Source organism: Mucilaginibacter sp. UR6-1 (genome assembly GCF_020880975.1).
Classification (GTDB): Bacteria; Bacteroidota; Bacteroidia; order Sphingobacteriales; family Sphingobacteriaceae; genus Mucilaginibacter.
This window is the reverse complement of sequence record NZ_JAJIWP010000005.1, coordinates 122,595-140,981: the sequence shown is the minus strand read 5'-3', so window position 1 is coordinate 140,981 and position 18,387 is coordinate 122,595. Positions and strand designations below refer to the sequence as shown.

The following is an 18,387-nucleotide window of genomic DNA, read 5'->3' as shown; positions in this document are numbered from 1 at the left end:
TAATACCACAGTTGCGTTTATTCCAAATATAGGATAGTTTGGCGTATTGCATAGCTCGTTCAGGCTACCAATACCGAATAAAGAATAGCAGATGAAAGCAAACGTTAAGGGAAATAGGATAAAGCGCAGTCTTCTTAAAAATGTTGATTTCATAAAAATTATGTGATAAGGTTTAGGTGTTAAATACTTTTTTCAATAGCCTGCTTTATATCCGGAACTTTAAAAATATAGCCGGCCTCGGTAAGGCGGGTTGGTAATACCCAGCGGCTTTTCAGTATCAGTTCGGTTTCGGTGCGTAACAGCAGGGTGCCAATTTCCAACATCCATTTAGTGGCCGGTAACCCGAACGGCACGCCTACCGCTTTGCGAATGGTAGCCATCAGTTTGTTATTTTGGATAGGGTAGGGTGATGCTATGTTAAAGGCGCCTTCCAGTGTTGGGTTATCCAGCAAAAAATCAATGCTGCCGGTAATATCATCTTCATGCACCCAGCTAAAATATTGTTTGCCGCTACCCTGTATACCGCCCAAACCAAAGCGGGCAAGGTTTAAATAGTAATTAGCCACGCCACCATTACTACCCAGCACTACGCTTATACGCAACGCCAGTTTGCGAATGCCCGGCACATGCTGCTCGGCAAAAGCCTGTTCCCATTGCTTGCAAACATCTACTGAAAAGCCTGTGCCAAGCTCGCCGGTATATTCATCCTGTGGCCTGTCCTCCGCATGGCGGTATATAGTGGCTGATGCCGCGTTGATCCATACTTTTGGCGGATTGTTGGTTTGCTTAAGCGCTTTGCCCAATACACGGGTAGCGTTCAGCCGCGAAGCGAATATTTCGGCCTTATTGCGTTCGTTATAGCGGCAGTTAACGCTTTTGCCGGTAAGGTTTATCAGCACATCGCTATTGTTAAGGTGGGTTGCCCAATCGCCAATGGTATGGCCATCCCAGTAAATCATTTTTATGTTTTTTGCGGCAGTTTTGGGGTTTCGGCTAAATATCACCACTTCATGGGCTTGTTTACTAAAATGCTCAGCCAGTATCATGCCCAGGTAGCCGCTACCGCCTGCAAGTATTACCTTATTATATTTCATGATGATGTTTAATTAAATGATGGCCAATAAAACAACCAGCCTGTACAGCATCCAGGTAGCGGTAAGCAGCCAGCCAAGTTTAAGTAATTTTGTTCTGCGGATATGCTCCAAAAACATTAACCCGGCTACAGCTAAAAAGTAAAGTGTATTTACCAGTGCCGGTATAGTGATAAATTGCGCTACAATTACTACAGGCAGTAAAAGCAAAGCGCCCGCGAATGAGATGGTCATCATATTGCCCAGATAGTCCCATCTTTTATCGGCAGCATAAAGGCTAACAATCAACCCCTGAAAGAGTATCTGCCCGCCGCAGATCAGATATTCGCGGTATGCATTACCGGCGGTTATGGTGGGGGTTAATAAAGCGGCATATTGCGTAAGTATTGCGCCAACTATCAGCCAGGTAAACACCAGGTAGGCAAGCCTTAATTTTAAGCTGAATGATGGTTGTATGGTATAATTATATTTATTGCCCGGTACAATAACCCTGCGGTTGTATGATACAAATGCATAGCATTTGGCCGCTATCCACACAAATGGCCCGAAGCTGAATAGCCCCTTAAATACCGGGAATGAATTGCCGATAACCTTAAACAAACTTTGGATGCCGTACTCAACCTCGCCGGTTTGTGTGTTAACCAGGGCTATCTCGTTAACGGCGCGTTCCCTGTCAATCAGCGGACAAAGCATTTCGGGTGTTTCCTGGTATGCCGTTCTGCCGTTACCATCAAGCATACCGGCATTTACAAATGCTTTGGTATACAGGTTGCACATAGGGCATTCGGCATCGTATAAAATAATATGGTTATGCAGCGTTTTCATGATCAGGATATTTAAAATTCACCGGTTTTTTATTCACTAAATGGTTTGTAGCGTTCCATCATTACTTTGGCACGATTAGCCTTATTGCGCAGCTTAAAAAATATGCCCAGGTTGATAAAGTGCATGCCTCCGAGTATGAGGATGATGCGGCCGATCTTATAACTAAGCACCTCAACTACTACCTGTGTGCTGCTGATATTGCCGGTTTCTTTTAAAGCCAAAACCATGTAGCCTATGTTCACAAGGTAAAAACCTACTACCAGCAGCTTGTTTACTGAATCGGCCAGCTCGGTATTGCCATAAAATATATCTACCAAAAAAATGCGGCCGTTATTAAATAGTACCCTTGCCACCCAAATAGTAACTGCGATGCTTACAGCCAGATAACACGCGTAGGTTAAAATAAAGTAATTCATGATGTTGTATATTTAATTAAATGATAAGTTTTGAATTTTCAGTAATTTATGAAATATGTAAGCAAATTTTTTTATTTGAATATTTTAAGTATAGAACCCCAAAACCAGCTTTCTTCTGCTTTTATCATGGTTTCTAAAGTTTTATTTACATTGGCCGATAGCTTTGTAATGCCTTTAACCGATGTTTTGAATGTTTTGTATTCCGCATCCTTTTCATTACCCTTGACCTCTGATAATTCGTTCAATACCTTCAGCAGTGGGTCAAGCTCGCGTTTTTTACGTTCCTGTGCCACCTGGCGTGCTATGGTCCAGGCATCTTTTTCGGCAAAAAAGTATTCCTTACGTTCGCCGGGTTTGTGTTGCTTTTCAACCAGGCCCCAGTTTATCAGGTCGCGCAGTGTCATGTTGGCGTTACCGCGGGATATGCTCAGGGCTTCCATCACTTCTTCAGTAGTAAGCGCTTCGGGAGCTATCAACAACAGGGCATGTACCTGTGCCATGGTGCGGTTTATACCCCACTCAGATCCCAGTTTGCCCCAGGTTTCAATAAACTTTTGCCTTGCCTCTGCCAATTCCATACACAAATGTATGTATATTTTTAAACTTTCAAAAATTATTGAAAATTAATTTTGTTTGCGACTGATAATTATTTGCAAAAAAATAGCCGCACGCTGTAACGTATTCAATGTCGACACGTCTTATAGATAATTACAGTGAGTATTTAGTTCTTTATAAGGTCAGTTAATAGTTAGGAAAAAATGCGGTTGCTGATACTCACAACCGCTTTTTTATGCCATCAACTTTGCCATGGTAACCGGCAGTTGTTGCGCAAGCCGCCCCGGCAATACCACATTCATGCGGTTGGGTAAGGCCAGTTCATCGCCGGCTTTGCCATGTATGTATACCCCTGCAATACACGCCTGCTCTGCCGTGTAGCCCTGTGAAAGGAGGGAGGCCAATATCCCTGTCAGCACATCGCCCATACCACCTGTAGCCATTGCCGCATTACTTGTTGAGTTAAAGTACAGCTTACCATCGGGTGTAGCCGTTATAGTATAATCATTTTTTAGTATGATATATATATTCCGCTCCGCGGCCTGTTGCTTTGCGGTTTGCAGGCGTGCCCACCAGTTGGTATGGGTGCCAAACAGACGATCAAACTCTTTCATGTGCGGGGTAAGTATACTGCCCGGCGGCAGGGCCTGCCACAAGGTTGAATTATTAGCCAGCAGGTTAAGTCCGTCGGCATCAATAACCAGTGGCTTATTGTAATTGGTAAGCACATAGGCAAATAATTCAAGCGCGTTTTCATCAGTACCCAGGCCAGGGCCAAAAGCTATTGATTTAAATTTATCCCAGTCAATATCAGGCAAAGTATCACCATCTCGAATAATGGCCATCAGCTCGGGCATGTAGCTGTTAAGCGCAGTTAGGCCGTTGCCGGGTATGCAAGCTGTAGTTAGCCCAGCACCTGCATAGGCCGATGCCGACGAACATAATAATGCCGCGCCCATAGTACGCGCCTCGCCTGCAATAACTAAAGTATGCCCGTAAGTACCCTTGTTGCTGAAGGGTTTACGGTGCTTGAGTATTTTACGGATATCTTTTTCCTCGACATATTGATAGGCCGAATTAAGCGAACGGGTAAACTCTTCGCTGATGCCGATATTTACCGTTTCCCAGCAGGCAATGTGGTTTTTAGATTCGGGCAGTAAAAAATTGATCTTGGCCTGCTGAAAGGTGATCACCAGTTCGGCATTCAAAACTGTGGCATCCGGCGGTACCTCGCCATCGGCAAAAAAGCCGGTAGGCACATCAACGGCTACTACTGTTTTTTGCAGACTGTTTAAATAATCAACCAATGATTTATAATCACCTTCCAGCGGTTTGTTAAGGCCGCTGCCTAAAAGCGCGTCAATAATAATATGGCCATCTTCGGTTGGTATTTCGCCTTTATTAATGGTAATAATATCCAGCCCGCAATCATGCAGCCGTTGCATGTTAACGTCAAAGTCAGCGGTGCTTTTATCGCTGAACCGTGCTGCCTTTGCACTAATATTTTGATATTTATGCTGATGTAACATGCGGGCTATGGCCAGCCCGTCGCCGCCATTGTTGCCTGTGCCGCAGTAAACGCTAATACGTTCGTTACGTTCCGGAAAATGATTGATGAACCAGCCTACAAAAGCCCTGGAGGCGCGCTCCATCAAATCTACAGAGGATATGGGTTCGTTTTTTATCGTCCAGGCGTCAGCCTCGCGTATTTGGGATGAAATAAGTAAAGGCAGCATATTATACTAATTTATAACATGCTGCCTTTGTTTTTCAGTATACCTGAAAATAATATTAATTCTTGATGCTCATCTCTTTTGCCTGCATCATTTTACGCAGGTTATTAAGGGCATAGCGCATACGGCCAAGCGCGGTATTAATACTCACGTCGGTAATGTCGGCTATCTCTTTAAAGCTCATATCGCCAAAATGGCGCATAATTAACACTTCCTTTTGCTCTGATGGCAGCAACTGTATCAATGTTTTTAAATCCTTATGTGTTTGCTCGCGCACCATACGGTCTTCAGTGCTTTCGTCATAATTACCAAGCACTTCAAAAATATCAAAGTCGTCGCCATTGCTAACCATCGGCGCACGCTTTTCACGGCGAAAATGGTCAATAACCAAATTATGCGCAATGCGGGTTACCCATGGTAAAAACTTACCTTCCTCATTATATTTCCCGGCCTTTAAGGTGTTAATTACTTTTATAAAGGTATCCTGAAATATATCCTCGGCGAGGTATTCGTCTTTAACAAGCAAATAAATAGAAGTATATATTTTGGTTTGATAACGGCGAATTAGCTCTACAAGCCCCCCCTCGTCGCCCGAAATATAAAGATGGATTAGATCCTGATCACTTTGCAATTTTAAATCCATAGAAAACCTTACTACTTTATTAAGTTTACTTAAAATGTTGTTTGGTAAAGTCTATTCTATAAATTTTTTCTTTAGGGGTTATACAAACGTTAAGTCAAATAAAACAAATTAAACAATAAAATGCAAATTTATTTGTTTGACCATATAGACTAACTTACGTTTAATGTGGTATGTAAGTTTTTTTTCAGAATAAAATTGCTGAAAATATTTTACATGGCATAAGTATATTTTGTAATATGTTATTTGTATTGCATTGGCTTATAGCATGCAATCTCATCCGCAGGTAACAATCAGTTGCCGCTTTTACTTAACCGCCGGTTTTTGCACAGCTTTATTATATTTGCTTTCAGCACTTGGTTGTGCTTAACATTATATACAATGGCTAAAAAGAAACCAGAAACAACACATACCGCGGTAGTGACCGCTAAATCACTCGAGTTTTTTGAAAGATACATCAACAACCCATCGCCAACAGGCTTTGAGTGGAAAGGGCAGGAGCTTTGGCTTGATTACCTTAAACCTTATATTGACGATTATTATGTTGATAATTATGGCACCGCGGTAGGCATCATTAATAAAGATGCTGAATACAAGGTGGTAATTGAGGCACATGCCGATGAAATATCATGGTTTGTAAATTATATTACTAATGACGGCTTGATCTATGTGATACGTAATGGTGGCTCTGACCACCAGATAGCGCCATCAAAACGGGTAAACATACATACCGATAAAGGTATTGTTAAAGCTGTGTTTGGCTGGCCTGCTATTCACACCCGCCAGGGTGGTGAAAAGGAGGAAGCGCCGACATTGAAAAATATTTCTCTCGATTGCGGCTGCACCTCAAAAGAGGAAGTAGAAAATTTGGGCATCCACGTGGGTTGCGTTATTACTTACGAGGATGAATTTATGGTGCTTAACAACCGGTATTACGTTGGCCGCGCCCTGGATAACCGTGCCGGTGGCTTTATGATTGCTGAAGTTGCCCGTTTGTTGAAAGAGAATAATGTTAAATTACCTTTCGGACTATACATAGTTAACGCGGTGCAGGAGGAGATAGGCCTTCGTGGTGCCGAAATGATAGCGCATCACATTAAGCCAAACGTAGCCATTGTTACCGATGTTACGCACGATACCACCACCCCGATGATCAATAAAATTGTTCAGGGCGATTTGGCCTGCGGCCGTGGCCCCGTAGTATCATATGCACCTGCCGTGCAAACCAACCTTAATAAGTTATTGGTTGAAACCGCTCAAAAAAATAATATACCCTTTCAGCGCCAGGCATCATCACGCTCAACTGGTACCGATACCGATGCCTTTGCTTACTCAAACGGCGGGGTGCCGTCAGCCTTGATTTCATTACCGCTGCGCTATATGCATACTACGGTTGAAATGATCCATAAAGAGGACGTAGATAACGTGATCCGCCTGATATACGAGTGCCTTTTAAACATTGAGACCGGGCACGATTTCCGATACATTAAAAACAGGTAAGTAAACTTTAATGGCACAGTACGTAATCCCGCTCAAGTACCGCAAAATGGAGAATTTCCATATTGTGTTTTGGCTTTTAAAGGATATTGGCTGGTGCCTGATATGGAAGCCGTTGGGAATAGTAATGATATTCCCAACGCTTATTATTTCTGTTGTAATTGCCTGGCGAACCAAGCGGCTCATGTCTGAACTGTGCCATAATCTGGCCATCACATTTTGGATAACGGCCAACTCTTACTGGATGATAAGCGAGTTTTTGCATATTGATGCCAGGATAGTTTACGGCTGGGTAACGTATAAACACCTTGCGCTAATTCCTTTTCTGTTAGGGGTGTTTTGCCTGGCTTATTATTACGCCATCTGGCGGCCTAAAAATCCCGATTCGCTCGAAACACTTTAACACCTACCGCTCACCGTTCCACTCGGCGTAAAACTGATCAAGGTATAGCTGCATAAAATCATGGCGCTGCCGGGCTATCTGCCTGCCGGTTGGGGTGTTCATCTTGTCTTTAAGCAGTAATAGCTTTTCGTAAAAATGATTAATGGTTGGCGCGGTCGATGTTTTATATTCTTCTTTGGTTAAATTGAGTTGAGGCTGGATATACGGATCATACAGAGCACGGCCCTTAAAGCCGCCATAGTTAAACGCCCGGGCTATGCCTATTGCACCAATAGCGTCAAGCCGGTCGGCATCCTGCACTATTTCCATCTCTTTTGAGGTAAATTCAACCTGCCCGAAGCTGGCCTTGAATGACATGTGCCTGATGATCTGCTGTACATGAATAATAGTTTCAGCATCAATAGCGAGGCTTTGCAGCCATTTGCCAGCCGTAGCAGGGCCTATCTCTTCATCACCGTTATGAAATTTGGCATCGGCAATGTCATGCAATAAGGCTGCCAGCTCAACCACAAAGTGGTTAGCCTGCTCGGTTTGTGCTATCAGCCTTGCGTTTGCCCAAACACGATGTATGTGCCACCAGTCATGCCCGCCTTCGGCATGTTCAAGGGTTTGTTGTACGTAAGTTTTTGTTTGAGCTATAAATTCCGCTTGTTGTGGTGTTAACATGCGGCAAATATAAAAAAATCAGAAACTGCTATGCAGCCTCTGACTTGCCAACCCCAATAAGGGTGGTAATATTTGTCTCTAAAATATCAGCTATTTGAAAAAGCCTTTCGAGAGTAATTTTAGTATAACCCAATTCAATTTTGCTATAGGCGTTTTGTGATATTTTTAATTTAGCGGCAAGGTATTCCTGCGTATAATTTTTTTCCTCGCGCTGCTTGCGAATACTGGCCGCAACCGACTTTATTTTTAAGCTTAATCCATCTGTCATACTAATCAATTGTATCTGATAAATGATAGTATAAACGAGAATTTTTTAAACCCGGATTTTTACAAATACACTTTTACTACAAATTATTTCTCAATTAAAAAATACTTACTACTGGGTATGTTTTAATTGCCCTTTGGTTGTTGTTTTAAACTATAGTTTATGGTTACTGTTGGCAATAATGTGGCCATATCCAGCGGCACCTGGTCAAATGACATGATAGGCTTGCGATTAGTGTAGTAATCATAAAATTCCTTATGGATTTTATCAGGCGCGGTAGCCGGAGCCAAAAAACTGATAGAAAAAGGCAGAATAAAATCGTGCATTTTTTCACCATCCGGAATGATCCATTTTTTGTTCGATTTACGCAGGGCGGCAATTATCGGCTGCGCCAGTGATGCGTCATCAGCATAGTAAACTATTATTTTTTTAATGTTGCCATCGCCATCGGCAGTAAATTTAAACACCGCCGTGCCCGATGCCTTCTTTTTTACCAGGTCAGGCGTTACTTCAAGGCTGTCCTTAAAAAATTTGGTCATTACGGCCTTGCCACCCTGAAAAGGGAAGGCCAGGTGCTGCTGTGCCATAGCGCTTATGGTAATAAGCGCGGCACATAAGGTAAACAGTATTTTTTTCATGTCTTATTCTTCTTCTGCCGGTTGTCGTCTGGTGCCCATGTATAATTCATACTCAAGCAAACGGCAATCCAGTTTTCCGTTGTAAAATTCAATGCGGCGGCTGGCCTTTAAACCTATTTTTTTTGCCAGATCAGGGTTGCCCGTAAAAATATAACCCTTATAGCCGAGGCATTTTTGCTTCATAAAATCGCCAACACGCTTGTAAGTAGCCTCCAGTTTAGTATGCACACCAAGGCGCTCGCCATACTCGGGGTTAAACATTACTACGCCAGGCTGCTCCGGTACTTCCGTATCTGCAAAATCACAAACGTTAAAATCTATCAAATGTTCTACACCGGCGGTGTTGGCATTGCGGCGGGCAATATCAACGGCGTCGGCAGAGAGGTCGGTAGCTATGATCTTAAAGTCGAGTTGTTTTATAGCCTTATCCTTCAGTTTACGGCGCTCGGTAAAAAATACCGCCTCATCATAACCCAAAATGTGCATAAAGGCGTAATTCATCCTGAAAAAGCCCGGGCTTTTATTGGTAGCCAGCAATGCAGCCTCAATGGCTAAGGTGCCTGAGCCACACATCGGGTTAATAAATGTGCTTTTGCCATCCCAGCCGGTGGCTATAATGGTTGATGCGGCCAGTGCCTCAAGCATAGGTGCCTTGCCCGGTATTTTACGGTAGCTGTGTTTAGCCAGTGTTTCGCCCGAGGTATCTATAAATATCTCGGCGCGGTCATCCTGCCAGTACAGGTGTATAACGGCTTTGTTAACCTCAGCACCCGAGTTTGGCCTGATGCCTTTCTCCTGCTTAATACGGTCAACAATGGCATCTTTTACCTTAACATTGGCAAACAGCGGCGTACGTATATGCTCGTTATTTACGTTGGAGGTAACAGAAAAGTAGCCCGAAAAATCGATCAGCTTTTCCCATTCAATCTTAACCAGCTCGTTATACAGTTCATCGGGCGTGGCCGCGGTGAACTCTTTTAGCGAATATAAAACCTGGCTGGCGCAGCGCAGGTTAAGGTTAAGGGGTATGCAATCGTTAACGGTGCCTTTAAGCTCGATGCCGGTTTGAAATACACGTACAGGCGTAAAGCCCAGTGCCTCAACTTCACCCTGCAAATATGGCGAAAGCCTTTTGTTGCAGGTGATAACTATTTTACTTTCGGTGTGGAAAACTTCCATAATATTTGGCGAAAATAAACAATTAAATACACCTCTATTTTAATTTGTTAGCATTAACTTTACATTTTTAAATTTGAAGCATGGATATCAAAGGCAAAGTACATGAAGTGTCGCCAACCCAACAGGTGACGGACTCACTTAAAAAACGCGAACTTATTGTTGAATATATAGAGAACCCGCAATACCCTGAATACTTAAAATTTGAGGCTATACAAGATCGTTGTAACTTGCTTGACAGTGTTAAGGTTGGTGATGATGTTGAGGTTTTCTTTAACCTGCGCGGCCGCCCATGGACTGACAAAAGCGGTAAAAAAAGCTATTTTAACTCACTGCAATTGTGGAGAATTAACGTACTAAGCGGTGCAGGTAACAGCGCTACCCCGGAGTATGCACCACCGGTTGACCTGAGCTCAGCACCTGACGAGGACGATCTGCCGTTTTAATTGCGGATAACAGATGATATTTGAAAGGAGCACCGCAGGTGCTCCTTTTTTTGTGCCAACCTAAATTATCCGGATACACCCCTCCTAAATCCTCCCGAGGGGGAGGACTTTAAAAATATTTTACAAAATTGTCATTTCGACGAGGTACGAGGAGAAATCTGTCGCTTGGTAATGAACGCGGATAGATTTCTCCTTCGTCGAAATGACAAGAAAATTTTAAGCCTGTTGATTAGAAAAGTATAGAATGATCAATGTGATAATAGCCAAAATCATCAGCACAAACAGCGTGATCTTGATGGCGCTGTACGGGCGTTTGCCTATTACCTCGCCGGTGCGGGCGTTCACTGTAAATTGATATACCTTATTGTTGTAACTGTAGGCGCTTACCCATACCGGCAGCATAATATATTTTATACCGATGTTATGGTAGTTTGTTGAGCTGCTGTCAATACGTTGCTCATCGCCGCCAATATCATTACGTATATCATTTAAAATTTCGGGTTGTATCAACCGTTTGGCGGTATCCAACCCAATTTGCGGCGTGGTCTGAAAATTCTCTGAGCGAAAGCCACTCAGGTAGCGCTCGTCAAAGCTACTCAGCATTTGCAGGTCCCAGGGTTCAAGCTCAAGTAAAGTATTTTCGGGCAACGATTTGCTTGAGGGCACCAGCACATTGCGGTATTTACCGCTTACCGTTCCGGAGGCATAGCTCCAGCGGGTTTTGCGTACCTGCCGGGTTTGGGTTTGCTGCTGGCCGTTAACAGTGGTTGTATAAGTTTCGGTAACGTAGTAATGATCGCCACGCTGCCCCTGGTATTGCGTAACGGTATCGGTATCATATGTCCAAAAGGGCATATAAACACCTTTTAGTGCCGATATATTGGCATTAACCCGCTTTGCGAGGTCTGACGGGGCGAACCACAACCTTTTAAGCCAATTGTTGAAATAGCCAACAGCCGTTTTGGTGTCAATTTTAAAAGGGAGAATGTAGTGTGGCTTCACCATAGCCTGATTGGTAGTTGATACTACCAGGGGCGATGCGCAAAAAGGACATTTATCGGCAGTTACACTTTGCTCCAATATAGTTTCGGAGCCGCAGCCGCTGCATTTTACGGCATGTAATACCGCGGTTTGGTAAAGCGCTTTGTTCTCTGTAATATATTGCTCGTAATCCAGAGAGATAACGGGCGCTGCGTTTGTGTCGATCTCCTCCTCCGAGCCGCAATGATCGCACTGCAGCTTATTGCTGCCCGGTAAAAAATGCGTTGAAGCGCCACAGCTTTTGCATTTAAGCAGGCTGTTTACCTCAGATATTTGTGGTGATTCGGCAGGCATTCGTTATCAGGTAAGGATGGTGTGTTTATTAAGCAAGCGGCGGCGGTGTATTGCCAAACAGATCAGATAATTCGTCAACCGATTCGGCAGGAGCCCAATCGGCCATGCCTTTTTTCCAAACCCTGGTATCAGCACTCAATTGCTTTTGGTTGATGATGGTTTTTAACTGCTCCAGCGTTGCCGGCCCTTCAGATTTTCCGTCGATAGCGATGTAATACTGTGTTTCAGCCTTAATTGGCGGCGGCCCGTCATTCGCCGGTGGCGTGGCATCCACATGGTTATCTTTAAAAATATTACCTACCTGCCCCATCATGGCAGCGCCTACACCCAGCCCCATTCCTGCTGCACCCAGGTTACCGCCGATGCTGTTCTCGGCAGATTTTTCAATAGCGTTAGCTGCCTGAAACTGCGCGTAAGCACCCAGGTTGCCTACAATGCCCATTTGGGTGCGTTTATCAAGCACACTCTCCACCTCGGGCGGCAGCGAAATATTCTCGACTAATAACGATGTCAGGATCAAACCCATTTCCGTCAGGTCGGGCGCTATATTGTTTTTGATGATCACGCCAACCTCATCGTAATTAGCTGCGAGGTCAAGCACCGGTATTTTTGAGGCAGCTACGGTATCCATACCTCTCGATACGATGATATTGCGTAACTGTTCGTTTATATTCTCTACATTAAACCCGGCGCCTGTACCGGCTATCTGCCTGAAAAACGTCGCGGCATCAGCCACCCTGAAAGCATACGAGCCGAAAGCACGCAGCCTTACCGGGCCAAACTCCGCGTCGCGCAGCATAACCGGGTTTTTGGTACCCCATTTTTGATTGGTGAACATGCGGGTGCTCACAAAATAAACATCAACCTTAAACGGACTTTGAAAGCCATACTTCCAGCCCTCAAGGGTAGTGAGTATCGGCATGTTCTGTGTGGTAAGCTCGTACATGCCGGGCTGAAAAACGTCGGCTATTTTACCTTCATTCACAAATATGGCCACCTGCGATTCACGCACCGTGAGTTTGGCGCCCATCTTAATGGCATTATCATTCCGCGGAAACTTCCATATCAATGTATCATGGGTATTGTCAACCCATTCAATAACATCTATAAGTTCGCTTAACAATCTACTGAAAAGTCCCATAGGTATAAGTTTTATTTAAATGTAGTGATAAGATTTAAAACCGCGTTATTTGTTACAACATCAGGCGCGCTGAGCCTTTAAATTCTGGATGGCCCTGTTGGCATTTTCTTCTGCTTTCCTGATTTTGTAATCAAGCCATTTGTCCTTGAATAATCTGCGCATGGTGTTGTCAAACCGGCGCACTAAAAATATATTGTTAAAGCCGCGCAGGCGCTCCACCGGCCGCTCGTTAAGCATTCGCAAGCTTACCGAATATCCCTCGGTAACGTACTTTATATAATGCCAGTAGCCCGATGGAATGTATAAAGTTTCGCCGGGCTGTAGCTCACACTCCCAGCCTTGCAGGTATTGCAATGCCGGATATTTTTTTAGGTCAGGCTCATTAAGGTTCGCAATACCGTGAAAGTTAAACGGTAGTTTATATAAAAGCGGCGACTGATCTAACGAGAAAAGCAATACCTTTTTTACACCCTTAAACTGCGTTAAAAATATGTGCGACATATCAATATCATAATGGTAGCGCACACTCGATCCCTCGCCGCCAAAAAACATGTAAGGCAGCCACGATACTATTTTGCCGCCGGTTGGGTCATTATATACCAGGTCCTTTTTCAGTTCGGGGTTATGTTGCAGCAGGTTGAATAAAAAAAGGCGCAACTCGGCCGGACCCTCGGCTATCAAATCAAGGTATTCCCCAAAGGTTGATTTCATTACCGGTGCACTGGTGGCACGGTCGTTAAACTCGTCTTCTCGGCCATAAAGGTTTACCTTGTAATCTCCGGCGATCTCCTTAAAGTAATCATAGCTCCACTTTTGCAGCGCGGGGCTATCCTTAACAAGGCTTTTAAATACTACCGGCGTTTTGGTTTGTAAATATGTTTTTTGAAAATCGGCCCTTTCAATATCCTCAACTCGGGCAATTGGTTTTAGCAACATGGTATCAAATTTACAAATACAGGCTAATTGGCAAAGGTCAAATTAATGGTAAATTAATATTGCACGCGGCACACTAAACTTTTTTTTATTGTAGCTGTATTTTAAGCATCCCGGAGATAAATACATGGCTAAAAGTTACAAATCAATATACAGTGCCCTTGCTGCTAACCTGCTTATAGCGGTTACCAAATTTGTTGCAGGTGGCTTTAGTGGCAGCCCGTCCATGATATCAGAGGGTGTGCATTCGCTGGTTGACACCATTAACCAGGTGCTGATATTGTACGGAATTAAACAGAGCCATAAACCTGCCGATGCTTTTCATCCTTTCGGGTACGGTAAAGAGATCTATTTTTGGTCGTTCATTGTATCCATACTCATATTCAGCCTCGGCGGCGGTATTTCGGTTTACCAGGGTATTGTACACATTATACATGCCGAGCCACCCGGTAACCCCACCTGGAATTATGTGGTGCTGGTACTGTCAATGATATTTGAGGGAAGCTCGCTGTGGATAGCTATAAAGGAGTTTAACAAGGTGCGGGGTAATGATACCTGGTGGAACGCCATTATCAAAAGTAAAGATCCATCGAGCTTTTTGGTGTTGTTTGAGGATAGCGCGGCGGTTATTGGCCTTGCCATTGTACTGGTATTTATGGTGATAGGTCATGCTACCGGGCTGGAGTATATGGATGGTGTAGCATCGGTGTTGGTTGGCTTGCTGCTGATCGGGGTATCGGCCATACTGGCGCGTGAAAGCCGGAGCCTGCTGATGGGTGAGGGCATCGCTCCTGAAACAAAGGACAAGTTAAAGCGGTTTGTAGAGGCTGATCCGGCAGTTGCTAAAGTGGTCAACATCCTGTCAACCTACCAATCGCCGGAAGAAGTGGTACTGATGCTGATGGTTGTTTTCGAGCCCGATTTGGATACGGAAGATATTACGGATGCTATTGTGAGGTTACGTAATCGCATTAAAGAAAAATACCAACTGGTGCGCTTTGTAATTATTCAGCCTAACACTATTGATTAAGCGATTAATTATCCGTTTTGTTAGCCAGTCTGATCCATACATAAACCGGTATGCCCGCGGCCATAAACAGGAAGCCATAAAATACGGTTAGTTCGCCTGCGCCGATGATGCCCCACAAACAATAGGCAAAAGCCAGAACGGCAAGCAGTACCGCGCCTCTCAACCCGGTTTTTATATTTTGCTTTGCCCTGATGATGATGTAGGATGCCATGGTTAGCAAATAAGGCACAAATACCGTAAATATGGATAGCAGCATCAAAAACCTGAACTGATCTACCAGTCCCTTAGTATAATTCATCGCCATAAAGATGGATACCATGATGCTGTTGATCACCATGCCTACATAGGGTACATGGCGTTTGTTCTCACGGGCAAAAATGGCCGGGAATAATTTATCTTTAGCTATAGACCGTGGGATTTGCCCCTGTATCAATATCCAGCCGTTAAGCGCGCCAAAGGCAGCTATGGCGATGCCCGCGCTCACCCAATAACGTGATGACTTGCCAAACATAATCTCCGCCGCATCGGCATATGGCGTGGCTGACTTAGCAAGCTTTTGAATAGGAATTATCCCCATGATACTAACACTGCCCAACAGGTAAATAAGCGTTGCGATACCTAAGCCCAATACGGTAGCTTTTGATACGGTTTTATCGGCATTCTCCACATCTGCCGCCGGGATGGCCGCGCTCTCGATGCCTACAAAAGCGAACATGGCTAAGGTAACTGTAGCGTTTATAGCCGCGGATACAGATGTGCCGCTGTTATTGAACGGTAAAAAATTATCAAGCCTTATAAAGAACAAGCCACCAATTGCGATAACCAGCAGCGGCAGTATTTTGAGTATGGTAGTAGCCAACTGCAACTTACCCGATACCACTATACCCCGGGTATTGATCCACGTAAGCAGCCAGATAGCCGTTAGGCCTGTAAGTATTGATGCAGTGGCACTGCTGCCCAATGCAGGTACAAAAGCGGTTAAGGCGCTAACCAGCGATATGGTAATGGCGGCGTTGGCGCATGATACGGCTATCCAATAGCACCAGGCCACCAGGAAACCGGCAAAATCGCCAAAACCGCTGCGGGTATAAGCATACGGCCCGCCGGATACCTGCGGCAGCAACTTGCTGAGGTTGCTGAACACCCTTGCCAAAAAATAAGCGCCGATTGCCGCGAACACCCAGCCCAATAAGCTTATGCTGCCAAATGATGCCATTGCCGACGGCATCAGGAACACACCGGCGCCTATCATGTTGCCGATGACCAGCGAGGTGCTCGTCCATAAACCTAATTTGTTTTTTGCTGGTGTGGATGAAGGCATAATTGAGTGGTGGTATTTTAAAGCAAAGTAAGTATTTATTTTAAAACCTCACCCCAACCCTCTTCAAGGGAAACACCCCTCCTAAATCCTCCCCGAGGGGGGAGGACTTTTAAAATAGAAATTAACGTCATCTCGAATTATAGTGAGATTTATTCGCGTTTATTAGTACAGCGACAGATTCCTCCTCAAACCTCGTTCGGAATAACAAAAAATTATGATAAAGTTAAAGCAAGATCGTAAATAACCATTCTCCCGGCATCAGGAATGCCCGGAGTAGCACAAGTCCTGCCAAAGCAAAATCTTTCACCGGGCAGGACGTAGCCGGCAGTTTTTCTTTGGTTACTTTCTTTTGTCTGCACAAAAGAAAGTAACGACCACTAACGCTTCAATTAGCACATCCTTATCCTCATAATCATTATTTATAAATTAGCTTATCTACCGAGGGCTCTCTCTTTTATTAATCGCTGAAATCAATACCTTTACCTCACTATGATCATCGTTATACAGTGCCGCGACCGGGTGGGGTTAGTGGCTTCTATATCGGCCCTAATGGCCAGGCATCAATACAATATCATATCGTTAGGTGAGCATGTTGATGTTGCCGAAAACCTGTTTTTTATGCGCCTTGAAGTTGATGGCAACGCCGCCGATACTATTGCGCTTGAACAGGAGCTTTATGCTATTTTGCCGGCAGACGCGCTGGTTAAGATTAACCCGCAACCTGATAAAAAGATAGTGGTGCTGGTTACCAAGGAGTACCATTGCCTGGCCGATATACTGGTGCGCAATTACTTTGGCACGTTGGGGGCAAGCGTACAATGCGTTATCGGCAATCATGATGTTTTGGCGGATGTTTGCCGCAGGTTTGATATTCCGTTTCACCATGTAAGTTATGAGGGGCAAACCAAGCAGCAGGCTGAGGAGCAGATCACCGCACTGGTGCAGCAAAGCAACCCTGATTATGTGGTGCTCGCTAAATTTATGCGCATACTATCGCCAGTGTTTAACAGCCTGTTCCCGATGCGGATCATTAACATACACCACTCATTTTTACCGGCTTTTGTAGGCGCCAACCCATACAGGCAGGCCTTTGAGCGTGGCGTTAAGCTGATAGGCGCAACGGCGCATTTTGTGTCAAATGAGCTGGATGAAGGCCCGATCATCGCGCAGCAGATCATCCCGGTTAACCATGGCTATACCGCCGCTGATATGATGAGCGCGGGCAAAGAGGTAGAAACCTCGGTATTAGCCAAAGCGTTAAAGTTGGTGTTTGATGACAGGGTGTTTGTGTATAATAATAAAACGGTGGTGATAGAGTAATAACCTCACCCCCGGCCCTCTCCGGAGGAGAGGGGGAGGAATCTAACTATAATTTGTCATTTCGACGAGGTACGAGGAGAAATCTGTCGCTTTGTAATGAACGTGTGTAGGATTCTCCTTCGTCGAAATGACAATTTAAAAAAGCCTACAGATTCTTTACAAACTCCCGCATCGCCGCACCGGGATCTGCTTCTTTCATAAAGTTTTCGCCTATTAAAAAGCCGCTGAAACCTGCCTGCTTTAAATCTTTGATAACCTCGGTATTGCTGATGGCGCTTTCTGATACTTTTAAAAATTCATCAGGTATATGTTTAGCCAGTTGGAATGAGGTATCAACAGATACGGTAAAGTCGGCCAGGTTACGGTTATTTACACCTATGGCATCCAGTTTTGGATGAATGCTGCGTTCCAGTTCTTCCAGGTTATGTACCTCTAATAAAACATTCAAACCGAGGCTTTTTGCCAGCGTTGCTAACTTGTCTATTTCGGCTGGGGTGAGTATGGCGGCAATAAGCAATATTACATCGGCACCCATTGCCTTGGCTTCTATTACCTGGTACTCGTCTATCATAAAATCCTTACGCAGTATGGGGATATTGTTGAGCATCCGGGCACGCTTTACATCCACCTTTTGCCCCATAAAAAAATGCCTGTCTGTTAATACCGATAGTGCCGAAGCTCCTGCTGCTGCATAGGCGGTGGTCACCTGTTTTACAGTCACCTTATCGTTAATAATGCCCTTTGATGGCGATCGGCGCTTAAATTCGGCAATAATACCGGTACGATCCGGCGCTAATAAAAACTCACGGAACGAATAAGTATCGCGCGAAAAAAACTCGGCCTCCTCAAGCTTGGTGTACGAAACGCGGCTTTTAGCACGTGCTACTTCCCTGCGTTTATTTTCTACAATTTTATCAAGTATCGTCATAAAGCCCCCCGACCCCCTAAAGGGGGAG

At 44.5% G+C, this 18,387-nt stretch carries 20 protein-coding genes; 5 read left to right on the top strand and 15 right to left on the bottom strand.

What is annotated here, in order from left to right; translation table 11 throughout:
• Nucleotides 1-179: 179 nt before the first annotated feature.
• From LJ707_RS17350 to LJ707_RS17325, 6 genes are all read right to left on the bottom strand, one after another.
• Nucleotides 180-1,094: a TIGR01777 family oxidoreductase gene (locus LJ707_RS17350; RefSeq protein ID WP_228953393.1), complete on the bottom strand. Its 915-nt coding sequence runs from the start codon at nucleotides 1,092-1,094 to the stop codon at nucleotides 180-182.
• Nucleotides 1,095-1,106: 12 nt separating this feature from the next.
• Entirely contained in the window at nucleotides 1,107-1,916 is an 810-nt protein-coding gene (locus tag LJ707_RS17345; RefSeq protein WP_228953391.1) for a DUF393 domain-containing protein, read from the bottom strand.
• 29 nt (nucleotides 1,917-1,945) lie between these two features.
• Nucleotides 1,946-2,332 carry a hypothetical protein gene (locus LJ707_RS17340; RefSeq protein ID WP_228953389.1) on the bottom strand — a complete coding sequence of 129 codons (387 nt, stop codon included), beginning with the start codon at nucleotides 2,330-2,332 and terminating at the stop codon, nucleotides 1,946-1,948.
• A gap of 71 nt (nucleotides 2,333-2,403) precedes the next feature.
• The gene (locus LJ707_RS17335) at nucleotides 2,404-2,910 is read right to left on the bottom strand and encodes a GbsR/MarR family transcriptional regulator (RefSeq protein WP_228953387.1); all 507 of its coding nucleotides are present in this window, start codon (nucleotides 2,908-2,910) and stop codon (nucleotides 2,404-2,406) included.
• Nucleotides 2,911-3,120: 210 nt separating this feature from the next.
• Nucleotides 3,121-4,623, bottom strand: coding sequence for an NAD(P)H-hydrate dehydratase (locus tag LJ707_RS17330; protein WP_228953385.1), 1,503 nt, complete (start codon nucleotides 4,621-4,623; stop codon nucleotides 3,121-3,123).
• Between the two features lie 55 nt (nucleotides 4,624-4,678).
• Complete coding sequence (locus tag LJ707_RS17325) at nucleotides 4,679-5,263, bottom strand: RNA polymerase sigma factor (protein ID WP_194102980.1); 585 nt, start codon at nucleotides 5,261-5,263, stop codon at nucleotides 4,679-4,681.
• A gap of 378 nt (nucleotides 5,264-5,641) precedes the next feature.
• Between LJ707_RS17325 and LJ707_RS17320 the strand changes: the two genes are divergently transcribed.
• Together LJ707_RS17320 and LJ707_RS17315 are read left to right on the top strand one after the other, a co-directional pair.
• Nucleotides 5,642-6,760 (top strand): M42 family metallopeptidase, encoded by a 1,119-nt coding sequence (locus LJ707_RS17320; RefSeq protein WP_228953383.1) that lies wholly within the window; start codon nucleotides 5,642-5,644, stop codon nucleotides 6,758-6,760.
• A gap of 10 nt (nucleotides 6,761-6,770) precedes the next feature.
• Nucleotides 6,771-7,160 (top strand): hypothetical protein, encoded by a 390-nt coding sequence (locus tag LJ707_RS17315; RefSeq protein ID WP_228953381.1) that lies wholly within the window; start codon nucleotides 6,771-6,773, stop codon nucleotides 7,158-7,160.
• A gap of 3 nt (nucleotides 7,161-7,163) precedes the next feature.
• Here the strand turns inward: LJ707_RS17315 and LJ707_RS17310 are convergent, their stop codons facing one another.
• The 4 genes from LJ707_RS17310 to LJ707_RS17295 all read right to left on the bottom strand — a co-directional run bounded on the left by LJ707_RS17310 (nucleotide 7,164) and on the right by LJ707_RS17295 (nucleotide 9,908).
• Entirely contained in the window at nucleotides 7,164-7,826 is a 663-nt protein-coding gene (locus tag LJ707_RS17310) for an HD domain-containing protein (protein ID WP_228953379.1), read from the bottom strand.
• A 28-nt stretch (nucleotides 7,827-7,854) separates the two neighbouring features.
• Nucleotides 7,855-8,094: a helix-turn-helix domain-containing protein gene (locus LJ707_RS17305; RefSeq protein ID WP_228953377.1), complete on the bottom strand. Its 240-nt coding sequence runs from the start codon at nucleotides 8,092-8,094 to the stop codon at nucleotides 7,855-7,857.
• Between the two features lie 122 nt (nucleotides 8,095-8,216).
• A complete protein-coding gene (locus tag LJ707_RS17300) occupies nucleotides 8,217-8,729 on the bottom strand; it encodes a hypothetical protein (RefSeq protein ID WP_228953375.1) in 513 nt (170 codons plus the stop codon).
• A 3-nt stretch (nucleotides 8,730-8,732) separates the two neighbouring features.
• Nucleotides 8,733-9,908, bottom strand: coding sequence for a class I SAM-dependent RNA methyltransferase (locus LJ707_RS17295; RefSeq protein WP_228953373.1), 1,176 nt, complete (start codon nucleotides 9,906-9,908; stop codon nucleotides 8,733-8,735).
• 80 nt (nucleotides 9,909-9,988) lie between these two features.
• On the opposite strand from LJ707_RS17295, the gene LJ707_RS17290 reads away from it, so the two are divergent.
• Entirely contained in the window at nucleotides 9,989-10,351 is a 363-nt protein-coding gene (locus tag LJ707_RS17290) for a DUF3127 domain-containing protein (protein WP_194103033.1), read from the top strand.
• Nucleotides 10,352-10,567: 216 nt separating this feature from the next.
• Here the strand turns inward: LJ707_RS17290 and LJ707_RS17285 are convergent, their stop codons facing one another.
• Genes LJ707_RS17285 through LJ707_RS17275 form a run of 3 tightly spaced genes read right to left on the bottom strand, consistent with a single transcriptional unit; the run spans nucleotide 10,568 to nucleotide 13,763 of the window.
• Nucleotides 10,568-11,686, bottom strand: a complete 1,119-nt coding sequence (locus LJ707_RS17285; protein WP_228953371.1) for a hypothetical protein — start codon at nucleotides 11,684-11,686, stop codon at nucleotides 10,568-10,570.
• A 28-nt stretch (nucleotides 11,687-11,714) separates the two neighbouring features.
• Nucleotides 11,715-12,827, bottom strand: coding sequence for an SPFH domain-containing protein (locus tag LJ707_RS17280; protein ID WP_228953369.1), 1,113 nt, complete (start codon nucleotides 12,825-12,827; stop codon nucleotides 11,715-11,717).
• Nucleotides 12,828-12,887: 60 nt separating this feature from the next.
• Nucleotides 12,888-13,763 (bottom strand): cupin-like domain-containing protein, encoded by an 876-nt coding sequence (locus tag LJ707_RS17275; protein WP_228953367.1) that lies wholly within the window; start codon nucleotides 13,761-13,763, stop codon nucleotides 12,888-12,890.
• Between the two features lie 124 nt (nucleotides 13,764-13,887).
• Here LJ707_RS17275 and LJ707_RS17270 point away from each other — a divergent pair, with 124 nt between their 5' ends.
• A complete protein-coding gene (locus LJ707_RS17270) occupies nucleotides 13,888-14,790 on the top strand; it encodes a cation diffusion facilitator family transporter (RefSeq protein WP_228953365.1) in 903 nt (300 codons plus the stop codon).
• Nucleotides 14,791-14,794: 4 nt separating this feature from the next.
• On the opposite strand, the gene LJ707_RS17265 is transcribed toward LJ707_RS17270, so the two are convergent.
• On the bottom strand, nucleotides 14,795-16,111 hold the full coding sequence (locus tag LJ707_RS17265) for an amino acid permease (protein ID WP_228953363.1): 1,317 nt from the start codon (nucleotides 16,109-16,111) through the stop codon (nucleotides 14,795-14,797).
• 489 nt (nucleotides 16,112-16,600) lie between these two features.
• Between LJ707_RS17265 and purU the strand changes: the two genes are divergently transcribed.
• On the top strand, nucleotides 16,601-17,431 hold the full coding sequence (gene purU, locus LJ707_RS17260; protein ID WP_228953361.1) for a formyltetrahydrofolate deformylase: 831 nt from the start codon (nucleotides 16,601-16,603) through the stop codon (nucleotides 17,429-17,431).
• Nucleotides 17,432-17,576: 145 nt separating this feature from the next.
• Here purU and trpC read toward each other — a convergent pair whose 3' ends face one another.
• Nucleotides 17,577-18,359 (bottom strand): indole-3-glycerol phosphate synthase TrpC, encoded by a 783-nt coding sequence (gene trpC, locus LJ707_RS17255; protein WP_228953360.1) that lies wholly within the window; start codon nucleotides 18,357-18,359, stop codon nucleotides 17,577-17,579.
• Nucleotides 18,360-18,387 lie beyond the last annotated feature (28 nt).